The sequence below is a fragment of the Paenibacillus sp. J22FR21 genome, assembly GCF_056269135.1.
In genome coordinates, this window is sequence record NZ_JBWDNJ010000002.1 from 324674 (window position 1) to 344467 (window position 19794).

Below are 19794 nucleotides of genomic sequence, written 5' to 3' on the forward strand. Positions count from 1 at the left end.
GGACATGGGAGTCTCATTTCGATTTATTCATGCTGCGGATTTGCATGTCGATAGTCCTTTTCGCGGATTGACGGAGGTACCTTCCCATGTAAGGGAAGGACTTGGATCCTCGACCTTTCAGGCTGTTCGCCATTTGGTCGAGGCGGCACTGCGCGAAGCAGTTGATTTTGTAGTCATTTCCGGCGATCTCTATGATATGGCCGACAGATCGCTCCGAGCGCAACTATCGTTGCAGCGGGAGTGGCAGAAGCTGCATGCCCAAGGCGTGCGGCTATTTGTTATTCATGGCAATCATGATTCGTTATCAGGCACGCAGGCTAATTTGGAATGGCCATCTTCGGTTCATTTCTTCGGATCGGATACGGTGGAAGCTGTACCCGTATATACCAAGGAAGGCGAATTGGCTGCTCATGTGCATGGGATCTCCTATGGGACACGGGTTGTAACTGCGAATTTGGCATCACGTTACAAGCCTATAGCCGATGGTTCGTATCAAATCGCGCTGCTGCATGGCACGGTGGACGGACATGCCGGGCATGATCCCTATGCACCTTGCAGCTTGGCGGAGCTGATTGGTGCGGGCTTCCACTATTGGGCGCTCGGACATATTCATCAGCGTGCTGTGCTACATAGTTATCCGCATGTCGTATATGCCGGCAATACGCAGGGCAGACATGCCAACGAGACTGGTGCGAAGGGCTGTTATCTCGTAGACGTCAGCGATACCTTGGAGACGAAGCTGCGATTTCTTCCCTTAGACACGATAAGGTGGGAGACTTTGCGTGTATCCATCGCAGGTATTCAGTCCGAGCAGGCATTGCTTCATGCATTGGAACAAGCTGTCGCTTCGGCAGTGGCGAATGGTGAAGGCAGGTCGCTTATGATCAAGCTGCACCTTGAGGGCCGAGGCCCAATGCATCGCTTATTAACGGATGCAGTCGTAATCACGGAACTGCTGGGCGCACTAAGAGAACGAATCGGAGAGTTTGATGCGAGTTTGAACGCCGTGGCCGGCATGCAGTGGAGCTGGCTCCATAGTCTAGAAGCTGCAACAGGAGCAGAATTGGATCTGGATGCTCTGTCCGTAGAAGATAGTTTTACAGGTGAACTGATTCGAAGCAGCAACGCCGCGCAAGTGGACGAGCAAGCGATGCGGCAGCTGCTCGAAGAAGCGCTTCAATCTTTATCGAGCAATGCCAGAATTCGTAAGATGGTACGAGCCATGCAAACAGAACGAGCTGCAGGATGGTTCGAGCAAGCTAGGGAGCTTGCGGCCGGGATGTTGACGGAGGAAACAGATGGACAGATAGAGTCGTTACCCGAGCAAGAAGCAGGACAAGGAGGCGGGCGTAATTGAAGCTTCAAGGACTTCATGTAGAAGGCTTCGGGAAGCTGAGCGACCTTCACTGCAAATTTGATGCACCCGTAACCATAGTTTACGGACATAACGAGGCAGGCAAAAGCACGATGCTCGGATTCGTTCGCGCGATGCTGTTCGGTTTTGCGAATAAAGGCAATCCGGCTGAACGACAGGAGCCGGTTCATGGCGGCAGACATGGCGGCCGATTGTTCTTCGACAATCATGCAGGACAACCTTTTGTGCTGGAGCGTTACAGCAGTGCTGCGGGGAAAGTGAACCTTCGCCGGCTTGACCCGGTGGGAAGCAGCGGGAATGGTGGAATTGAGACACTCACGCAGTCGATGTGGGAGCGTTTGTTTCTGGGCGGCGTCAACGAGCGATTGTTCCGAGAGCTGTTTGCGATCTCATTATCAGAGCTGCAGGCGATCGGAATGCTGGAAGGCGATGAACTGGGCAAGCAGCTGTATCATGCAGGCTGGAATGGCGGCAGTGCGATCGCGAAGACGGAGAAGCTGTTAAATACACAGCTGGATCAATTGTATCGTCCGCGTGGAAGCACGCAGCAAATGAATAAGCTGATTAAGACGCTTGACGAACTCGATGCGCAGCTCCGTCAATCGGAGGATAGTATTGCCGTATTTAATGAGCTGAGCTCATCGCTTGCCGAGATTGAAGGTGATCAGTCTTATGTGGAAGAGCAGCTCCCTTATGTGAAGGAGAAGGAAGCGTTGTTGACAAGAGCGGTTCACTTGCGTCAGAGGTGGATCGATCGGCTTGCGCTGCTGAAAGAGCAAGAGGCTTATGGCGATGCGCCAAGGCTTGTAGCAGATGCGCGCGCGAAGACAGAGGCAATAGCGGCAGAGCTTATTCGTTTGCATGGGGAAAGACAGCACAATAAGGAACTAGCGCAGAGGCAATCGCAGCAATTGGCGTTATTGTCTTACGACGATCAGTTGATCGCAAGTGAACATGAGATTGAAGCCTTGCTGCTGTCAGCAGAGCATATTGCGGCTTCCAGGCAGAGTGCTGCTGAGCTTTCCGCAGAAATGCGCGAACACGAGGAGACGGCTAGCCGACTGATTCATCGTATCTCTCCGAACTGGACCGAAACGGAGCTACGCTCCTTCCCAAATGGAGTCGCAGATCGGGAACAGGCGAGGGTGTTCCGAGCTGCGCTTCAGGACAGCTCGAAAGTTCACGGGCATGCGGAAGCGGAGCTGCGCGCAGCCTCGCAGCTGGCTAAGGAAGCGGCCGCGCAGCTTTCTGAGGTGGATGGGGATATTGGCGTGCGGGCTCGTGGGAATTCGGCAGCAATCGAGCTGCTGCCGGATTCTCCGGAGACTCTTCGGCTTGCTGCACGACAGTTTGAGGAAGCGTGGCATGAACTGGAATTGGCGAAGCTTCGCGCTGCGCATGACGCTGCAACGACGTTGCAGCGTTCCGAAGATGAGCTGAAGCAGCGGTCGAGAGAGGGGCACTCCTCGCAGCTGCGGGTTGGAAGCGGCGCTTATTGGGCAGCCGTAGCGGTTACGGCGGCCGGCGCAGCCGTGCTTGTCGTTGTCGGCGAGCCGGTAGCGGCAGCTGTCGCTGGTGTTGCCGCAGTGGCGCTCGCGGCGCCGGGATTGATGAGGTTTGGTGGGCCGTCAGGCGGCAGCGTATCGCAAGGTAGAGACGGCGGACGCAGCCGAGCAGGACGCAGGCGCGTGCAGGAGGAGTCCTCCTTCGGGAGGAGGGATGCTTCTGACGCGCTGCGTGCCGAAGCGGAGAAGCGCGTTGTTGCTGCGGTGCAGCAGCTTGTCCGCGAGCCTGCGGGTATTCTGGCAGCGCTGCTGGCACGGGAGCAGCACGAAGCTCCTGCGATGCAGCAGGCAGAGCTGTCCGCGGCATGGCGGCAGACCGCCGCTGCAAGAGACGGCCGCGTCTTGGACGCTGCCGGTGGCGCAGCAGGCGCGGCTGCGCCAGTGCTCGCGCGGCTGCGCGCTGCGATCGACGCGCGGCAGGACGAGCTCCGCCTGCGCGCCGGCACCGCTGAGCGCCGCGGAGAACTTGCGCGCCGCCATGCGCGTCTGCGCGCGCAAGAGGACGCCGCCCTCGCCGCGGTGGACCACGCGGCCGAAGCGGCAGCAGCCATCGCGGCCAGATGGCGCGAATGGCTGACCGCGTGCGACCTGCCGGCTTCGCTCACGCCGGAAGCGGCCGCGGAAACCTTCGATCTTGCCGAGCAGGCGCTGCTGCGGCTGCAATCGTATGACCGCGCAGCAGGCAAGGCTGCGCGGCTGCAGGCGGAGGTGGCCGCCTTCGAAGACGCGGTCTTGCAGCTTAGCGCGGCATTCCCCGCGGCGGTCAATCGCGCGCATGGCGACGCGGCCGCGGCCGTCCGGATGCTGCACGCGGAAGCGAGCCGGCATGCGGCGGCAAGCAGCCGCGCCGAGGAGCTGCAAGCGCGGCTCGCGGAGCTGGAGCAGCAGGCTGCGCAGCTGGCCAAGCTCACGCTCGACTTGGAAGCGAAGCAGCAGCAGTGGTTCGCTGCCGCGCGCGTGAGCAATGAACTGGAATGGCTGGAAGCGTTGCAGCGTTCCGAGCGACTGGCGGAAATCGAAGCGGAGCGCTATCGGCTCGATGCGGAGCTTACGGCGGGTTTGACAAGTGGACAGCTCGAACAGCTGGAGACTTGGTATTCCGCTAGCGATGGCAATCAGCTGGCGCAGATGCAAGAGGAAGCGAAGCGCGAGCTTGAGCAGCTGGAGCGGCGCAGAAGCGAGCTGCTCGAGCAGAGCGGACGCAAGCGCCAGCAGCTGGAGCAGCTGCTGCAAAGCAGCGGCAGATCGCGGCTGATTATGGAGCGGGAGCAGGCAACGGCTGCGCTGGAACAGTTGATAGAGCGATATGCGGTAGGGGCGATTAGCATGACGATGATTCGCCGAACCAAACGAGTCATGGAGGAGCAGCGACAGCCGGGCGTACTTCGCGAAGCGTCGCGGATTATGTCAAGGCTATCGCAAGGAAGCTACAAACGGATTTCGATTCCGGAAGGAGAGCAAACGATCTCACTGGAAACGAAAGACGGAAGGCTGGTTGAAAGCAAACTGCTCAGCAGAGGAACTGCTGAGCAGTTATATCTGGCGATGCGACTAGCGCTCGCCGATGAGGCGGCAGCCTCAATGGAACTGCCACTATTGCTTGACGATCCACTCGTTAATTTTGATCTGATCAGGCAGACAGCGGCCGTCGAAGTGCTCGGCGAGCTGGCAGAACGACGCCAAATTGTGCTGTTTACCTGCCATGATCACATGAGAGACTTAGTACGTACCATTCTGCCGCAAGCCCAACTAATTCACTTATCTTAATCAATGAAAGGGCTCGTTGCTCTCCGCTTGCTCTGAACGCGGCTACTCCCCAGCAGGAGGCCGCTGCTTAATCAGCAGCACCAGCCAGCCAAGGCTGATCAACCCAAACAGCGGGTAGAGCGTGGAGAGGAGCGGGCCAAATCCGATTTGGCTCGCTACATAACAGGAGGCTAACGTCAGAATCGTGAGCAGGGTACGGGAGAGTTTGAGTCGTTCCTGCATTTGCAGCGTCAACCCGTACACATCGGCTATCAGAGTCGTGAAGATTTCGGCGAAAATCAAGAAGATATAGATCCACTGAATGCCATGGCCAAGCTGACGCGCGATACCGCCCATCGGAATTGCAAATTGCTGGATACCAGGCATATACACCGATAATGCGATGTGGCCGGCAAGCAGCATGAAGCCGATCCCGATGCCGCCGATCCATGAACCGTAAACGATCGTTTTGCGATCTCGCATTTCTGCGCCAAGCGGAACAAGCACGGCTTGAGCCATAGATAAATTGAAAGCGGCGTAGAGGAATGGAGAGGCCCAGATGGAGATGGGCGAATGATCGCTTGTCAGAAGCAGCCACCGATCCGAGCCCGGCGTTTTGACCGTATCGATGATGATGAGCACCGTGAAGAGCAGCATGACCGGCACGACAATCGCGTTCACGGTCAAGATCGCATTCATCCCTTTGCGCAGCAGGAAGAAGCAGCCGACCATCGTAATCAGCAGGCCGGTTTGATAGGATAAATTCCAGTTTTCCGAGAATATCGCACCGGCACCGGCAAGCATAACGGCACAAACGCCGAATAATACGATGAGCATGAAATGGCTGATCCAGCGGCCGAAACGATCGCCGAACAGCACCTTATTGACGTCCTCATAGGATTTTGCCCTGACGTCGCTTGCAATCAGCATCATTTTGGCACCGAGCCACACAAACATGATCGTGGCCATTAGAATGGTAACGGCACCCAGAACACCAAATCGAGTAAAAAATTGCAAAATCTCTTGTCCGGTTGCAAAACCTGCGCCGACTACCGTACCCATATACGTAAACGCGATTTGCATGATTTTACTCGCTCTTTTCATACGTACACATAACCTGCCTTTCATACAATACCTACTAGTAAAGGTATGTCCAATCAGGGACAGGCATGACTATTATCCTTCTTATAAGAGAAAGCGGTGGATTTACTGTTATGGCTATGGTAGTTGCCATTAGTGTTTTCTCTGCATCCCTCGTACTGATTGTATGGAAGCCAAAAGGAATTCACGAAGCAATCGTCGCCCTTCTCGGCGCCGCATTGTTATTCGTAGCCAGGCTGCTTACGCCGGAGGATGCGGCTTACATATGGGGCTTTGTCTGGAATGCGACCTTCTCCTTAATCGGCATTATGCTGTTTACGGCGCTTCTGGACGCGAATGGATTTTTTCGTTGGGCAGCACTCCATATCGTTCGAACCTTTCATCATAAGCAGCTGCGCCTGTTAATCGGATTATGCGCGCTTGCTGCGGCAATCACCGTGTTCTTCAACAATGACGGCACGATCCTGATTATGATTCCGATTGTGCTGGAAGTAACGGCATTGCTTCAACTGTCTCGCAGGAGCAGTATCGCCTTCCTGCTTGGTGTAGGTTTAATGGCAGACACAGCAAGCGCGCCGCTTATGATGAGCAATTTAACGAATATACTGACCGCGGATTTCTTTGATCTGTCCTTTGGGGAATATGCCAGAACGATGATTCTTCCGGGAATCGTCGCGATCGTGGTGACGATTGCGGTTACGGCAGGCTACTTCGGACGCAGCATTCGAGCAGAAGAAGAGAGGCCGCACGCGCCTGAATCCTTTCCTGATCCAACTTCAGCGATCGGCCATAAAGGGCTGTTCTACTTATCTTGGGTCATCATTGCGGCCATCATGGGCGGCTATCTGGTAGCGGACAAAATCGGAGTTCCGGTTGCGGCGATTGCCTTGACGGGAGCTGCAGTACAGTGGCTTGCAAGTATGGCTGTCGGACAAGGAGACGTGAAAAAGACGCTCCGCGGAGCGCCCTGGCTAATCGTCGTATTCGCCTTGTCGATGAATCTTATCGTCTACAGTATGTATCTTCATGGTGCAGTGAGCTGGTTTCCTCACGCAATCGAACCTTTGACGGAACAAGGACCATTGATCGGCATCCTCGGCTCTGGTGCGCTGTTCTCCTTGCTCAGCGCGGCAGTTAATAATTTGCCGGCTGTGCTCGTATCGTCACTTGCCATCGAACAGATGGCAGGGCCGCATTATTTGCCCTACGCCAGCTTACTCGGTACTTCCGTCGGCGCCAAGCTGACACCGATTGGTTCTCTCGCAACGCTTCTGTGGCTGCAGCTGCTGCGCAAAGGCGGCATCGATATGTCTTGGCGGGAATACGCCAAATACGGACTGCTACTGACCGTACCGATATTGTTGAGTGCACTTCTAACCTTATGGCTTATCTGGTAGTAAGAAAAGCTTCATTGAAAGTACCTTTTTCGTTTGAGGATCAAGGTCCAGTTTCAGCAATGCCCCTGTAGCCTGATAAGCGAGCACGCTTGCGGTATGCGTCGTCGGTTTTCCTAAAGCTGTAGTCACAGCGCTCTCGCTGTCACCTACACGAAGACCGCTCAAGCTGCTCGAGACATTCTTCTCGAAAACTTCTACGAACCGAACTTTCTTATCCGAACCATATCCGACGGAGAACCCGGGATATTCAATAACGGTAATCGTCTCTTTCTCATCCTTAATCGTATAGCTGTCCGTTTGTTTGCCCAGTCGTAGATCCAGAACTGTCTTTGCATCACCAATCGAGATGCCGTGGAGCTTAGGGGCTTTGGGATCCCACTTCGGCTCTTCCTTCACGGCAGCCTGCTTCGTTCCGGCTTTACCTGTGGAGGATTCTGTCTGCGCATCCGCGATTGTTGTGTCTTGAGAAGGGGGCTCTTCGAATAGAGTCTCTTGACCGTCGCCTTTTGAAACATAGGCCTTCTGAGGGCTGTCGGAATGGTCGTCAATGAGTGACCCGGATTGTTCAGCCGTTAACCGGCCTGTATTTGTAGTTTCAAGCCCTGCGACGCCAAGCGAGCAGCTTGAGAGCAGAAGAAGCATCGTGCAGGCAGCGGCGGCATAGGCGATTTGTTTGGTTGTTAAACTCGTTATCGTTCGTGTCATGCGTGTCACACCTCCTAGATGTACGTCTGGTATCCGATCCGTATCGTTGTTAAACAGTTAGACGTCGATAATGGAAAAAAGTTGCAATGATAAGCTGCTGTTTCGTTATATTTTTTGCCGATTAGTTGCGCTGTTGGTGTTCCATATGATACCTTTAACGGAAAAGATTTTTTCTGGTGGAGGGAAAGCGAATGGAACTGCTAAAAGAACGCATACTGCGTGAAGCCTCTATTCTAAATCAAGATGTACTTAAGCTGGATGCCCTGTTAAATCATCAGGTCGACCCGATCCTTACCCAAGAGATGGGTAAAGAATTTGCGCGCTTATATGCGGAAACGCCGATTACGAAAGTCATCACGGTGGAATCATCCGGCATACCGGTTGCTTTTACGACAGCCCTGGCACTTGGGGTGCCGCTCGTATTTGCTCGTCGGAAGAAAACGCTCATCGCTGATCCGGATGCCTACTGCGAACGTGTCCCGTCATTCACGAAAGGCATTGTAACGGACATTATGGTTTCCCGTCAATTTCTGACGCCGGACGATACCGTACTATTCATCGACGATATCATCGCTAACGGCGATGCAGCCCGTGGTCTCATCAAAATTATCGAGCGTTCCGGTGCAACCTTGGCAGGACTTGGCATCGTAGTGGAGAAATCATTCCAAGCGGGAGCACGTACGATTCGTGAACAAGGCATTCGTGTTGAATCGCTGGTGCGTATCGCTTCGCTGGATGGCGGAAAAATTCGTTTCGAATAGGTTCCAGATAAATTCCATGATCATCATCTTTTCGAGTTGAATGAATTGGCTTATAATGATCGTAAGTGACGGATTGGAGGCACAACATATGGGACAATTATCTGCTGATTATTTAGTAACCAAGTTGTCGGAAGCGAAGAACCATTTCGAACGTGCTCTTGATTGCAAGCATACGGATTTTGATGACTTGTATCCTTATATGATTGAGCATCCGCAGTTTTTCTGGTATAAACGGTATGTTGCATGGTCCGAACTCCTTACGATTGTGAAGCTCTCTACCGAGCTTGAGATGGATTGGAAAGAACAGTTCACAGAGAAACAAGCGGAGTATATCACTAGCCGCGTAATGTCGTCTCGGGTTCTTGATGAATGGTACGAAACGAATGATTCGAAGGAACATGTTAGCTGAGCGTAGAAACGAAACAAGTGAATGGAGAGACCTCAATGCTGGCATTCCTTGCCGTATTGAGGTTTTTTTATAGAAATGGAGCGAATGAGAATGATAACAGAAGCACAGCTGGATCAATTTCGTGTAGACGGAACACCGTTGCGCGTAGTAAGAGATGGGATAGAAGCTAATGATGTACTCGGTATTGTCGTCGCATGGGATGCCGATTCCGTCGTCATTCGCAAGCGCAGCCGCAGAGTGGTCAAACTAAGCAGAAGCTATGTCTATGAACCGGTGACGGCGCCTCGAACAGAGCTGTAAATGAGAAAAAGTTGAAACGAAATGCAGGATCATCCGTATTGGTGTAGCAAACGTTACTGGAGGTTATTCGAATGAAATGTCCTGTATGTTCAGATGTTCGTATGCGCGAGATAGAGAAGGACGGCGTTCTAATCGACGTTTGCCCGGACTGTAAAGGGGTTTGGCTGGATCGCGGGGAGCTGGACAAGCTTGTACGCGGTGTCAAAGAAGTTCGCGATGACTACGACCGCCTGGAGCGCAACGTTCAAGTCAACCCTGCTTATCCGCCGAATGAGTCCCATTACGATCAAGATCGTGATCGGCATCGCAGTCAAGGGCAGGATCACAATTATAACACCGGCAAAGGCTACAGTCAGAACGGTTATGACTCGCATGGGTATGATAAACATGGTTATGATAAATACGGCAAGCCACGCAAGAAGAAAACAATGCTTGATGTTTTCGGAGACCTGTTCGAATAAACTATAGTTAGAAATTTTCAACATTAATCCTTCATCTTGACTTCGGCTGATCCGGATGCCATAATTACAAACGTGATTGCGGTTTGTACCGCAGGAACATCTGCCAGATGCGGTCGTGGCGGAATTGGCAGACGCGCTAGATTCAGGTTCTAGTGGTGTAACAGCCGTGGAGGTTCGAGTCCTCTCGACCGCACCAATTATTTAAATCGTAAGGGTTTGGGATGCCTAGCAATGATTAGGCTGACCAGACCCTTTTTTGATTTCGTAAGACCACTTTCTTCCGGTAGAAATAACCGTTGAAGGAAGTGGTTATTTTTGATAGGAAATTCTAGCAAGGTATTGGTTCAAATTGTAAGTTACTAGGAAGCGACAAGAATATATGGGAAATCGAGGAAGATGAGAGTGTGGAACTATCTTTTTGTTTGCTTTACTTTAATATAAATGTCGTGCGGTGAGCTGTAATTTATACGATAATAGAATGAAAAGGCGTGGTAGCGCTAACATAAAAAGGGGAGGGGGGAGGTTGGATGAAGAAGTTTTCAAGCGTGTTTCGAAGCTTCCTAATTTCTTATATCGTCATATTAATTATTCCCAGCATCGCTGGATTCATTTCTTATCGCACCTCCATCTCAGTTACGGAGAAACTGTCTATCCAGAATAATGTGATACAGCTCCAGAAGAGCAAAGAGTTGTTGGAGCGGCGGATGGCCGAGGTTGAAGGCTTCACGAGACAGCTCGCCATCAATCCGGACTTAAGTATCTTGATGAACGAGAAGAGCGCAGGGGACCAAACGAATGTATACGGGATATGGAAAATGCTGCGCAGTGTGCTGACGTTCGGGCAAACCAATGATTTTCTCCAGCAGTTTTATATCTACTTGGGCAACTACAATGTCATCCTGACGCCGGGTTCTGCCTATTTCCGTCCGGAGCATTATTATGATAATTTCCGTTATACAGATCAAACGCTTGCAGAATGGAAGCAAACTGTGCTCGGGAAAACGCATCGCAGCGAAATCATGCCCCTTCGCAAATTTAATAATAAAGGTACGCCGACTGCTGTTGTTACGTACATGCAGTCTTTCCCGCTCGATAGCTTCAGCGGCTCCTCGCCTGCCGTTGCCGTCGTCATTATCGACGAGAAAACGATCGCGAATCTATTAACGGGTATTACAGACAAATACGGCGGATGGACGCAAATCAGCGATGCCAACGGCCAAACGATTGCTTCGACGGGCACCGGTTTGCCAGACATGAACGCGTTGTCCAAGGACGCTAAATTCGATCCGAATCAAACGAGTCAATTCTATGAGGATGATCTCGTCATTACGATTCACTCGGAGACGAACGGCTGGGTTTATCGTTCGGGCATCCCGAGACATGTCTTATTAGAGAACGCGAATCAGATCAAGTTCATGACATGGACGATTACCGGCATTGCATTAGCCGTAGGATTGCTGGTCGGATTATTGCTGGCTTACCGCAACAGCGTGCCGATTCATAAACTGGTGTCGGTTGTGAAGGAACAGTTCGGGAAGGTTGAGACGGCCGAGCGGAATGAATACGATTTTCTGCACGGGAATATCGCAGAAATGATCCGCAGCAGCAATCAGCTGGAGTCTGAGCTGCATCGGCAGCTTCCCCTCATTCGAGATGCCTTCTTGAAACGGTTAATTTCCGGGGAGCTGCAGACGCGGGAGGAGATTTTCGCCGCTGCTTCACAAGCGAATACCGGGATTTATGGTCATTCCGGATATGTGTGCATCCTTCACGTACAAGGCTACAGCGGGATGGACAGTGTTGAGGTACTGAATGAGCTGCATGCTGCGAGACTCATCTTAAAGCAAGCGCTTCTTGATATTGCCGGCTTTATGCTGACAACGGATTGGGGCTCAGACAGAATCGTTATCGTGTTCGCTTCCAAGGAAGCCGAGACCGGTAATGCATTAGGACGCAGCGAGATCGCCTCTCTGCTGGAACAGCTGTCTCGGCAGGCCTTTGCTGAATACCGCATTACATTTGCAGCTGCACTCGGTGATCAATTCGGCTCGGAAACGGAAGTCAGCGTTTCCTATGAACAGGCTAAACAGACCTTGGAGCATGCGCTGCACGCCGATCGCAAAGGTGTCGTGTGGTATGACGAAACGAGCATGGAGAGTGCAACTTACTATTATCCGCTTGAACTCGAGCTTCGTTTGATCGGGACGATCCGGGCAGGGGAAACCGAAGAAGCACGGCGTATCGTCCGCTCCGTGCTCTCACTCAATACCGAGCAGCGCGAGCTGTCAGTTGAGATGTGGCAGCAGCTGGTCGGAGAAGTAAAGGGGACGCTTCTAAAGCTGCTCGATCAGAAGACATTCATGGAATCCGGCATATTCGAGCAGCTGAAGGATCGGATTATTGCCATTCAAGCACACGATAAACGTACCTTCCAGACGGAAATCGAGGATATTGCCGATGCGATGTGCGCAGTAGTCGTCAGCCGCAAGAATGATAGTCATACAAGAACGGTTGAAAGTATTAAAGCTTACATTGGCGAACATTTCTCGGATGCCGAGCTGACATTATACCGCATAGCGGAGCAAGTGGAACGGCCGGAGAAATACATTTCGCAGCTGTTTAAGGAAGTAACAGGCTCCAATCTATCCGATTATTTGGAGCAGGTTCGGATGGAGCATGCCGTGACCTTACTGCGTGAGAATCGGTATACGGTTGATGAAATTTCTTCCCGTGTTGGCTATAACAGCTCTCATTCATTCCGCAGAGCTTTCAAACGCGTTACAGGTGTGTCACCAAGCTCGTACCGGCAGACAGCCGAGGGATGAAAGGAGGATTTGCTTTGAAGACGTTTGCTCAGTCAGCTTGTGCCGCTATTTCACTATGCGCACTCCTCTTAGCACTTCCTGCCTGTGATTATGTGAAGCAGCAGGGCAAGTCCGCAGATAAACCGCTCCGAATCAGTATCTTTGCGCAGCAGGATTCGGATCAGAATTTGAAAACGAATGATTTCTCGCGGTCACTGGAACAAAGGTTTAACGTCTCCTTCGACTGGAGAACGATTCGCTATGAAGGCGCCAAGGAGAAGAGACAAATATCGCTGGCGAGCGGGAATTATCCTGATGCTTATATATTGACGAGCTATATCGATCAATTCACGCAGGCTGATGTACTCCGATACGGCAAACAGGGGCTTTTCTATCCGTTGAATGATTTGATCGATCACTATGCACCGAATATTAAAGCAGCCTTCGACCAAGAGCCTGGCCTTCGCGCGCTCAATACGGCGCCGGACGGAAATATCTATGGGTTGGCCGCATTCAGCGACTGTTTTCATTGCTCCTATCCCTACAAGCTATGGCTAAACGATAAATGGCTGAAGAAGTTGAATCTGAAGATGCCGAAGACGACCGAAGAATTCCGCGTGGTGCTTAGGGCGTTCAAGAACGGCGACCCGAACGGGAATGGATTGGCCGACGAAATTCCGCTCAGCGGATCAACAGAGGATTTCGGTGTGCGCGTGCTTCCCTACTTCATGAACGGGTTTATTTATGACGATGATCGCACCTATGTAGAAGTTGCCGATGGGAAAGTCAGTCTGGCAGCGGATAAGCCTGAGTGGAGGGAGGGTCTGAAATACGTCAAATCCTTATATGATGAAGGCTTAATTGATTTAGGTGCTTTTACGCAAAATGCGGATGCCTATAAGCAGCTCGGCGAGAATGCCGGGGCGCAGATATTGGGAGCGGGGACGGCCATGCATCCGGCTATATTCGTTGACACGGGGCTTGGCAACAAACGCGGCAGCGATTATGTGCCCGTTCCGCCGCTTCAAGGGCCCTATGCTTCTTACGCCGTCTATTATCAGTCCGGCAGCACGCCGGGAGCTAAATTTGCAATTACAGATAAAGCGAGCCCCGAAGAACGCATCGCGCTCATTCGAATCGCTGATTATCTGTATACGCCTGAAGGACAGGCTGATGCGGAAATAGGCAAGGAAGGCCTTGATTGGCGACGGCCGTTCGATGGCGAACAAGCGCTTGACCCTAATATTCCGGCACAGTTCGCTAGCATTGCAGTGAAGGAGTCTGATGCTCACCATAATACGAGATGGAGCGGGATGGGCCATTTCTATATGCCGAAGTCCTACAGAAACAGCTGGGTGCAGGATATGGACATTTATTCGCCAAACGGCTACGAGAGAAGGCTTTATCAAGCAACGGAATTGTATACAGGACATGAACCTAAGGAAGTTTTTCCGATGTGGTCGATTTGGATCGACTCCTCGAATGCAGATGAAGAGAGTCTTCTGCAATCCAATATGAAACACGAGATTGATGAAAGCGCAATGGCGTTCATAACAGGCCAATTAGACCTCGAGAAGGACTGGGATGCCTACGTGAACGGACTACAAGCACTTGGCGCAAGCCGGTACGTTACGATTTTGCAGCAGGCGTACAATAGATGGATTGCACAAGAAAATACGAAATAAGTACTTTATCCGGCCGCGACTGATGCGGTCGGTTTTTTTTTGCGCCTATTTGCAAGGTGCGGCGGCTCAGATGGCCGTTTTATGGGGAAATGTCCCCCTGAATTCGGGAGATCTGTACGGTAAAAGACGAAATTGTACCTTCCTAGAGATGCCGAAAATCACCTATGATCGATCCTGTAGAAAGCGCTGTCACACATCAAGGTTCGATTCATAGGAGGGGATTGTTTTGGAGGCCGCTGGCAAACGTCTCGGCGCAAGAAGGAGTTTCGCAAGACATTGGCAATTGTATCTCGTCGTCACACCGCCGCTTTTATTCTTTATTATTTTCAAATACTATCCGATGCTGAACGCTGTATTAGCCTTCAAAGACTACTACGTAACGAAGGGCATCTGGGGAAGCCCTTGGGTGGGTTTTCACAATTTTAGAATGTTCTTCGAGAACCCGGTGTTCGGTACGATCGTGAAGAATACGCTTACGCTCAGCTTCTATCTGCTGCTTGCCGGATTTCCGGTTCCGATTGTGCTGGCGCTGATGCTAAATGAAATACGCGCTCAGAAGTTTAAGCGATTCGTGCAGCTCGTCACCTTTGCACCGTACTTTATTTCCACAGTCGTCATGGTCTCGATTATTATGCTTTTCTTAGCACCTAGGCTCGGATTTGTAAACGTATTCATGAATCACTTTGGGCTGGAATCGGTTAACTTCCTTGGTAACCCGAACATGTTCACATCCATTTATGTGTGGTCGGATATTTGGCAGACAGCCGGTTATTCCGCCGTCATCTACTTGGCGGCGCTCGCAGGGGTAGATCCAACGTTATACGAAGCTGCCAAAGTGGACGGCGCATCACGCTTCCAGAAAATCTGGAACGTTGATCTGCCGGGCATTCTGCCCACCATCTCGATTATCTTGATCCTGAATGTCGGCAACGTCATGGCAATCGGCTTCGAGAAAGTGTATTTGTTGCAAAATAAACTGAATATCGCCAGCTCAGAGATCATCGCGACATACGTGTATCAAATCGGTTTGCTGAATGCGAATTACAGCTTTGCAACGGCAGTAGGTCTATTTAATTCTGTCATCAATCTAGTCCTGTTGTTTGCAGTAAACGCAATGGCAAGACGGTTTTTGAAATCCAGCATCTGGTAATGAAGAGGTGTTTTCGTGGCTAAGGTAACCAATAAAATCAAAGAATCATCCGGCGATAAGGTGTTTCTAACCGTCGTTTACATCATCCTGGCCCTCGTGCTGGTGGCGGTGCTCTATCCTTTAATCTACATCTTCAGCAGTTCCTTCAGCAGCCCGGCTGCTGTGTCGGCGGGACGTGTCTGGTTATGGCCAGTCGACATATCGCTTAAGGGCTACGAAGCGCTGTTCAAGAATCCGCAAGTGCTGACAGGCTACGGTAACTCCTTGCTGTACACCGCGGCAGGCACATTTATCAGTGTCACACTGACGGTCATGCTGGCCTATCCGCTTTCGCGGTCAACGTTCTTCGGCCGCAACGTCATCATGATGCTCATAACGTTCACGATGCTGTTCAGCGGAGGACTGATTCCGACTTATCTGGTCGTGAAGAGCATGGGCTTGATCGACACGAGATGGGCACTCATCATTCCCAACGCGGTCTGGGTGTGGCAAGTCATCATTGCGAGGTCGTTCTTCCAGCAGTCCATACCGGCTGAGCTGGTGGAAGCAAGCGAAATCGACGGCTGCACGGACATCCGCTTCATTCGCAGTGTGGTGCTGTCCCTGTCCAAGCCCATTATTGCCGTTCTCGTCATCATGTACGCGGTCGGTCAATGGAATGCGTACTTTGATGCCCTTATTTATCTCAAAACTTCAAGTAAGTACCCGCTGCAGCTGATTCTGCGGAGTATCATCATTCAGAACAACAGCGGCAGCTCCAACATGGACGCTATGAAGCAGGTGGAGCGGCAGCAGTTGGCTGAGCTTCTGAAATATTCACTGATTGTAGTAGCCACGCTTCCGGTGCTCATTATTTATCCGTTCGTGCAGCGTTATTTTGTGCAGGGGATGCTGGTCGGGTCGGTTAAGGGCTAAATCAGATGAAGGTATTGAAAGGGGGGATGCCGGTGTAAAGCGCAACTGTTACAAGGCTGTGCTTGATCCTGATGATAGTGGTGAAGGTGAAATAATCCAAGCAGAACAACTAAAAGGGAGCGATTACACGTGTTTAAAAAGAGAATGGTAAGCTTGCTTGCAGTGGTCATGATGACCACGATGGTTATGTCGGCTTGCTCCAAAGACAACGGAAACAGTAATACGGCTTCAAACACCGAACCGACAAATGCCGCATCGACGAATACGAACGAGCCTGCTGAAACAAACACGACTACACCTGCAGAACCGGTCGACATCAAGCTGTTCGCTGTACAGGAGCAGGACATTAACCTGGAAACGAACAAGTTCACGAAATTCGTAGAAGATAAATTCAAGATCAACTTCACCTTCGAAGCCATACCAGGTGATGGCGCTAAAGAGAAACGGCAAATTTCCCTTGCGAGCGGGGACTTCCCGGATGCTTACATGCTGACTGCGTATATCGATCAATTCTCACAAGCGGATCTGATCAAATACGGTAAACAAGGCGTATTGATTCCGTTGAACGATCTGATCGATCAATATGCCCCGAACATTAAAGCAGCTCTGGACACTAACGCGGATTTCAAAGCATTCAGCGTCGCACCGGACGGCAACATCTATGGTCTTCCTGCTTATTCCCAATGTTTCCACTGTTCGTACCCGAACAAAATGTGGCTGAATACGAGCTGGCTGGAGAAGCTGAAGCTTGAAATGCCGAAAACAACGGAAGATTTCAAGAAGGTTTTGGAAGCGTTTAAAAACCAAGATCCTAACGGCAACGGCAAAAAAGACGAAGTACCGCTTAGCGGCTCGACAGAGGATTTCGGTGTTCGCGTCGTTCCTTACTTGATGGATGCATTCGTTTATGACGACGATCGCAACCACTTGTTGATGCAAGACGGTAAAGTCGGCTCTGCTGCAGTAACAAACGAATGGAAACAAGGGTTGACTTACATTAAGTCGTTGTTCGATGAAGGTTTGATCGATCCGGGTGCATTCACGCAAAATGCGGAAGCATTCAAGAAGATCGGCGAAAACGGCGATGCGCAAATTCTCGGCGCAGGCGCAGGTATGCACCCGGCTATTTTCGTAAACATCGATCACGGCAACAAAAACTCCAAAGACTACAACCCGGTTCCGCCGCTTACAGGACCGAACGGCGTTTCGCTGTCTACACATGACGGCGGCGGTGTTTCCCCTGGTGCTAAATTCGCAATCACCAGCAAAGCAAGCAAAGAAGCTCAAGTCGCTCTGATTCAGCTTGTTGATTACATGTTCTCCCCTGAAGGACAAACAAACGGCGCATCCGGTATGAAAGACATTGACTGGAGAGATCCGAAAGACGGCGAGGTTGCACTTGGCGAAGGTGTACAACCGATGGTTGCTCCGATTCCGAAAGCGGAAGGCGAAGCTCCTCGTAACGCAGGTTGGAGCGGTATGGCTCACTTCTACATGCCTAAAGAATACCGTGACAGCTACGTACAAGGCACAGACATCTACGATTCCGCGAACTACGAGCGTCGTCTGTATCAAGCGACACTTCAATACCAAGGTCATGAGCCGAAGGAATTGTTCCCGCTGTGGGCAATCTGGCTTGATCCGACTGAAGTAGACGAAGCTACGATGCTGCAAACGAACATCAAAACGTACATTGATGAGAACGCGCTGCAATTCATCACGGGTCACAAGAGCCTTGACAAGGATTGGGACAGCTACGTGAAAGGGCTTGAAGATTTGAAGCTCAATCGCTACCTGGAAATTTTGCAAAAGGCGTATGATTCCTCCACGTTCAAGAAATAAGCATAGCAAGACAACCGGGCGCATTATCCATGCATAAGCGCCCGGTTTTGTTATGCTAATTATGCAAAAGGAATGAATGATGTGATTCAGGTAAACGGAAATCAATACTGCACAGCTCGCGGGGGCTTGCCGCGTTTCAGGAAGAAACTGGCGTTGCAAGAACCCGTTACGGTTGCTTTTCTCGGCGGTTCGATAACGGAAGGCTATGGAGCTACCGATCCCGATCGTTCCAGCTGGCGAGCGCTAACGGAGCAATATTTGCAAACTGCCTATCCTTCTACGGATTGGACTTTCGTCAATGCCGGGGTTGGGGGAACGAATTCCACTCTTGGCGCACATCGATTGCAATCCCATGTCATGCTGGAGCATGACATTGACCTGCTGTTCATCGAGTTCGCAGTGAATGACAGCCAGCACAGGGAACAAACTCTAGAAGGAAAAGCGGAGACGATCCGGGGCATGGAGGGCATTGTGCTTCAATGTCGCCGATTGTCGCCGCAGACCGATATTGTGTTTCTCTATTCGGCAGACGAGAACAATCTGAGAGAGCAGGATCCGTACGTTATTGCGGCACATGAAGAGGTTGCCGCTCATTACGGTCTGCCATCCGTGTCGTTCTTCGCGAGGGTACGTGATTGGCTGTGGGCAGGCGGAGGGACATGGGAGGAGCTTGCACCGGATCGTACGCATCCGAATGATAACGGGTATGCTTTCTATGCGGATTTATTGCTGGCATTTCTGGAGGATGCTATTGAGACGGATATGGCTGAGGCTTTGACTGAGACTTTGACTGAGATTTCTTCCGGACTTCCGGCGCCTTTGCTTGTCGGCTCATATGAGCACGCTGGGATGCGGGACTTGTCCGCCGTCTACGATAAGAAACTGTTCCAGCCGCAAGGGAGACCGGATAACATGGTCAACTGGCGATATGCTGCCGATCATCTGGCATCAGATGCTCCGGAGGCGGCGTTTAGCTTCGACGTGAACGGACGTGGAGCAGGTTTGCTGCTCATATGCGGGCCGGATTCCGGCATGCTGGAATTTGCGGTCAATGGCGGTCCGTTCCAGCTCGTGAATCCGTTTGATGAGTGGTGCCCGATGTTTTGGCGGCCAGTACCTGTGCAATTGGTGCTGCGTTCGGAGGCGGAATCGATGAGGATTACGGTGCGTAATGCAGCTCAGAAGGATCAACGAAGCACCGGGACATGGCTTCGAGTGCTTGCGCTGCTCGAACATTGATTCTATTGTTAAGATTATATTGACTTCGTATTAGCTAATATGGTATTTTTATAAACGCCGCTTCGGATATATGAAGCGACAACTGCCAGATGCGGTCGTGGCGGAATTGGCAGACGCGCTAGATTCAGGTTCTAGTGGTGTAACAGCCGTGGAGGTTCGAGTCCTCTCGACCGCACCAACTTTTAACGAACAAGGGTTTCGGTAAGCTCAGTTGAGCTTACTGAGCCCTTTTTTTGTTGCCGCAAACAGAATGGAAGATATGCTTTTTCCTATTTTACTAGTTCGAAATCCATCAGATAATCAATTTGCACATACGACTTATATACCATATCCAATTGA

15 protein-coding genes and 2 tRNA genes are annotated in these 19794 nt (G+C 51.4%); 15 read left to right on the forward strand and 2 right to left on the reverse strand.

What is annotated here, in order from left to right:
- Positions 1-4 precede the first annotated feature (4 nt).
- The gene (locus AC0YNS_RS07280; RefSeq protein WP_475780354.1) at positions 5-1357 is read left to right on the forward strand and encodes a metallophosphoesterase family protein; all 1353 of its coding nucleotides are present in this window, start codon (positions 5-7) and stop codon (positions 1355-1357) included.
- Positions 1354-4707 carry an AAA family ATPase gene (locus AC0YNS_RS07285; protein ID WP_475780355.1) on the forward strand — a complete coding sequence of 1118 codons (3354 nt, stop codon included), beginning with the start codon at positions 1354-1356 and terminating at the stop codon, positions 4705-4707. Before AC0YNS_RS07280 ends, AC0YNS_RS07285 begins: the two co-directional genes overlap by 4 nt.
- 42 nt (positions 4708-4749) lie before the next feature.
- Here the strand turns inward: AC0YNS_RS07285 and AC0YNS_RS07290 are convergent, their stop codons facing one another.
- The gene (locus tag AC0YNS_RS07290; protein WP_475780356.1) at positions 4750-5790 is read right to left on the reverse strand and encodes a YkvI family membrane protein; all 1041 of its coding nucleotides are present in this window, start codon (positions 5788-5790) and stop codon (positions 4750-4752) included.
- Between the two features lie 110 nt (positions 5791-5900).
- Here AC0YNS_RS07290 and AC0YNS_RS07295 point away from each other — a divergent pair, with 110 nt between their 5' ends.
- On the forward strand, positions 5901-7184 hold the full coding sequence (locus tag AC0YNS_RS07295) for an ArsB/NhaD family transporter (RefSeq protein WP_475780357.1): 1284 nt from the start codon (positions 5901-5903) through the stop codon (positions 7182-7184).
- Here AC0YNS_RS07295 and AC0YNS_RS07300 read toward each other — a convergent pair.
- Positions 7167-7889 carry a hypothetical protein gene (locus AC0YNS_RS07300; RefSeq protein ID WP_475780358.1) on the reverse strand — a complete coding sequence of 241 codons (723 nt, stop codon included), beginning with the start codon at positions 7887-7889 and terminating at the stop codon, positions 7167-7169. The genes AC0YNS_RS07295 and AC0YNS_RS07300 overlap by 18 nt on opposite strands.
- A gap of 191 nt (positions 7890-8080) precedes the next feature.
- Here AC0YNS_RS07300 and AC0YNS_RS07305 point away from each other — a divergent pair, with 191 nt between their 5' ends.
- From AC0YNS_RS07305 to AC0YNS_RS07360, 12 genes are all read left to right on the forward strand, one after another.
- A complete protein-coding gene (locus tag AC0YNS_RS07305; RefSeq protein WP_090978007.1) occupies positions 8081-8650 on the forward strand; it encodes a xanthine phosphoribosyltransferase in 570 nt (189 codons plus the stop codon).
- Between the two features lie 88 nt (positions 8651-8738).
- The gene (locus AC0YNS_RS07310; RefSeq protein ID WP_090978009.1) at positions 8739-9059 is read left to right on the forward strand and encodes a hypothetical protein; all 321 of its coding nucleotides are present in this window, start codon (positions 8739-8741) and stop codon (positions 9057-9059) included.
- 90 nt (positions 9060-9149) lie between these two features.
- Entirely contained in the window at positions 9150-9359 is a 210-nt protein-coding gene (locus AC0YNS_RS07315; protein ID WP_475780359.1) for a hypothetical protein, read from the forward strand.
- A 71-nt stretch (positions 9360-9430) separates the two neighbouring features.
- Entirely contained in the window at positions 9431-9820 is a 390-nt protein-coding gene (locus AC0YNS_RS07320; protein WP_475780360.1) for a TFIIB-type zinc ribbon-containing protein, read from the forward strand.
- A 109-nt stretch (positions 9821-9929) separates the two neighbouring features.
- A tRNA-Leu gene (locus tag AC0YNS_RS07325) sits at positions 9930-10016 on the forward strand.
- Between the two features lie 331 nt (positions 10017-10347).
- Positions 10348-12645: a helix-turn-helix domain-containing protein gene (locus AC0YNS_RS07330; protein WP_475780361.1), complete on the forward strand. Its 2298-nt coding sequence runs from the start codon at positions 10348-10350 to the stop codon at positions 12643-12645.
- Between the two features lie 14 nt (positions 12646-12659).
- Positions 12660-14309 (forward strand): extracellular solute-binding protein, encoded by a 1650-nt coding sequence (locus AC0YNS_RS07335; protein ID WP_475780362.1) that lies wholly within the window; start codon positions 12660-12662, stop codon positions 14307-14309.
- Between the two features lie 226 nt (positions 14310-14535).
- Positions 14536-15459 carry an ABC transporter permease gene (locus AC0YNS_RS07340; RefSeq protein ID WP_475780363.1) on the forward strand — a complete coding sequence of 308 codons (924 nt, stop codon included), beginning with the start codon at positions 14536-14538 and terminating at the stop codon, positions 15457-15459.
- Positions 15460-15474: 15 nt separating this feature from the next.
- The gene (locus AC0YNS_RS07345; RefSeq protein WP_475780364.1) at positions 15475-16374 is read left to right on the forward strand and encodes a carbohydrate ABC transporter permease; all 900 of its coding nucleotides are present in this window, start codon (positions 15475-15477) and stop codon (positions 16372-16374) included.
- Positions 16375-16518: 144 nt separating this feature from the next.
- Positions 16519-18216, forward strand: coding sequence for an extracellular solute-binding protein (locus tag AC0YNS_RS07350; RefSeq protein WP_475780997.1), 1698 nt, complete (start codon positions 16519-16521; stop codon positions 18214-18216).
- 153 nt (positions 18217-18369) lie between these two features.
- Positions 18370-19455 (forward strand): SGNH/GDSL hydrolase family protein, encoded by a 1086-nt coding sequence (locus AC0YNS_RS07355; protein WP_475780365.1) that lies wholly within the window; start codon positions 18370-18372, stop codon positions 19453-19455.
- Positions 19456-19546: 91 nt separating this feature from the next.
- A tRNA-Leu gene (locus tag AC0YNS_RS07360) sits at positions 19547-19633 on the forward strand.
- Positions 19634-19794 lie beyond the last annotated feature (161 nt).

What these genes read in the sequence shown, in the direction of transcription:
- AC0YNS_RS07290 (WP_475780356.1), bottom strand. Translation starts at nt 5,790, where the DNA reads ATGAAAAGAGCGAGTAAAATCATGCAAATCGCGTTTACGTATATGGGT.
- AC0YNS_RS07350 (WP_475780997.1), top strand. Translation starts at nt 16,519, where the DNA reads ATGGTAAGCTTGCTTGCAGTGGTCATGATGACCACGATGGTTATGTCG.
- AC0YNS_RS07305 (WP_090978007.1), top strand. Translation starts at nt 8,081, where the DNA reads ATGGAACTGCTAAAAGAACGCATACTGCGTGAAGCCTCTATTCTAAAT.
- AC0YNS_RS07295 (WP_475780357.1), top strand. Translation starts at nt 5,901, where the DNA reads ATGGCTATGGTAGTTGCCATTAGTGTTTTCTCTGCATCCCTCGTACTG.
- AC0YNS_RS07310 (WP_090978009.1), top strand. Translation starts at nt 8,739, where the DNA reads ATGGGACAATTATCTGCTGATTATTTAGTAACCAAGTTGTCGGAAGCG.
- AC0YNS_RS07315 (WP_475780359.1), top strand. Translation starts at nt 9,150, where the DNA reads ATGATAACAGAAGCACAGCTGGATCAATTTCGTGTAGACGGAACACCG.
- AC0YNS_RS07300 (WP_475780358.1), bottom strand. Translation starts at nt 7,889, where the DNA reads ATGACACGAACGATAACGAGTTTAACAACCAAACAAATCGCCTATGCC.
- AC0YNS_RS07320 (WP_475780360.1), top strand. Translation starts at nt 9,431, where the DNA reads ATGAAATGTCCTGTATGTTCAGATGTTCGTATGCGCGAGATAGAGAAG.
- AC0YNS_RS07330 (WP_475780361.1), top strand. Translation starts at nt 10,348, where the DNA reads ATGAAGAAGTTTTCAAGCGTGTTTCGAAGCTTCCTAATTTCTTATATC.
- AC0YNS_RS07280 (WP_475780354.1), top strand. Translation starts at nt 5, where the DNA reads ATGGGAGTCTCATTTCGATTTATTCATGCTGCGGATTTGCATGTCGAT.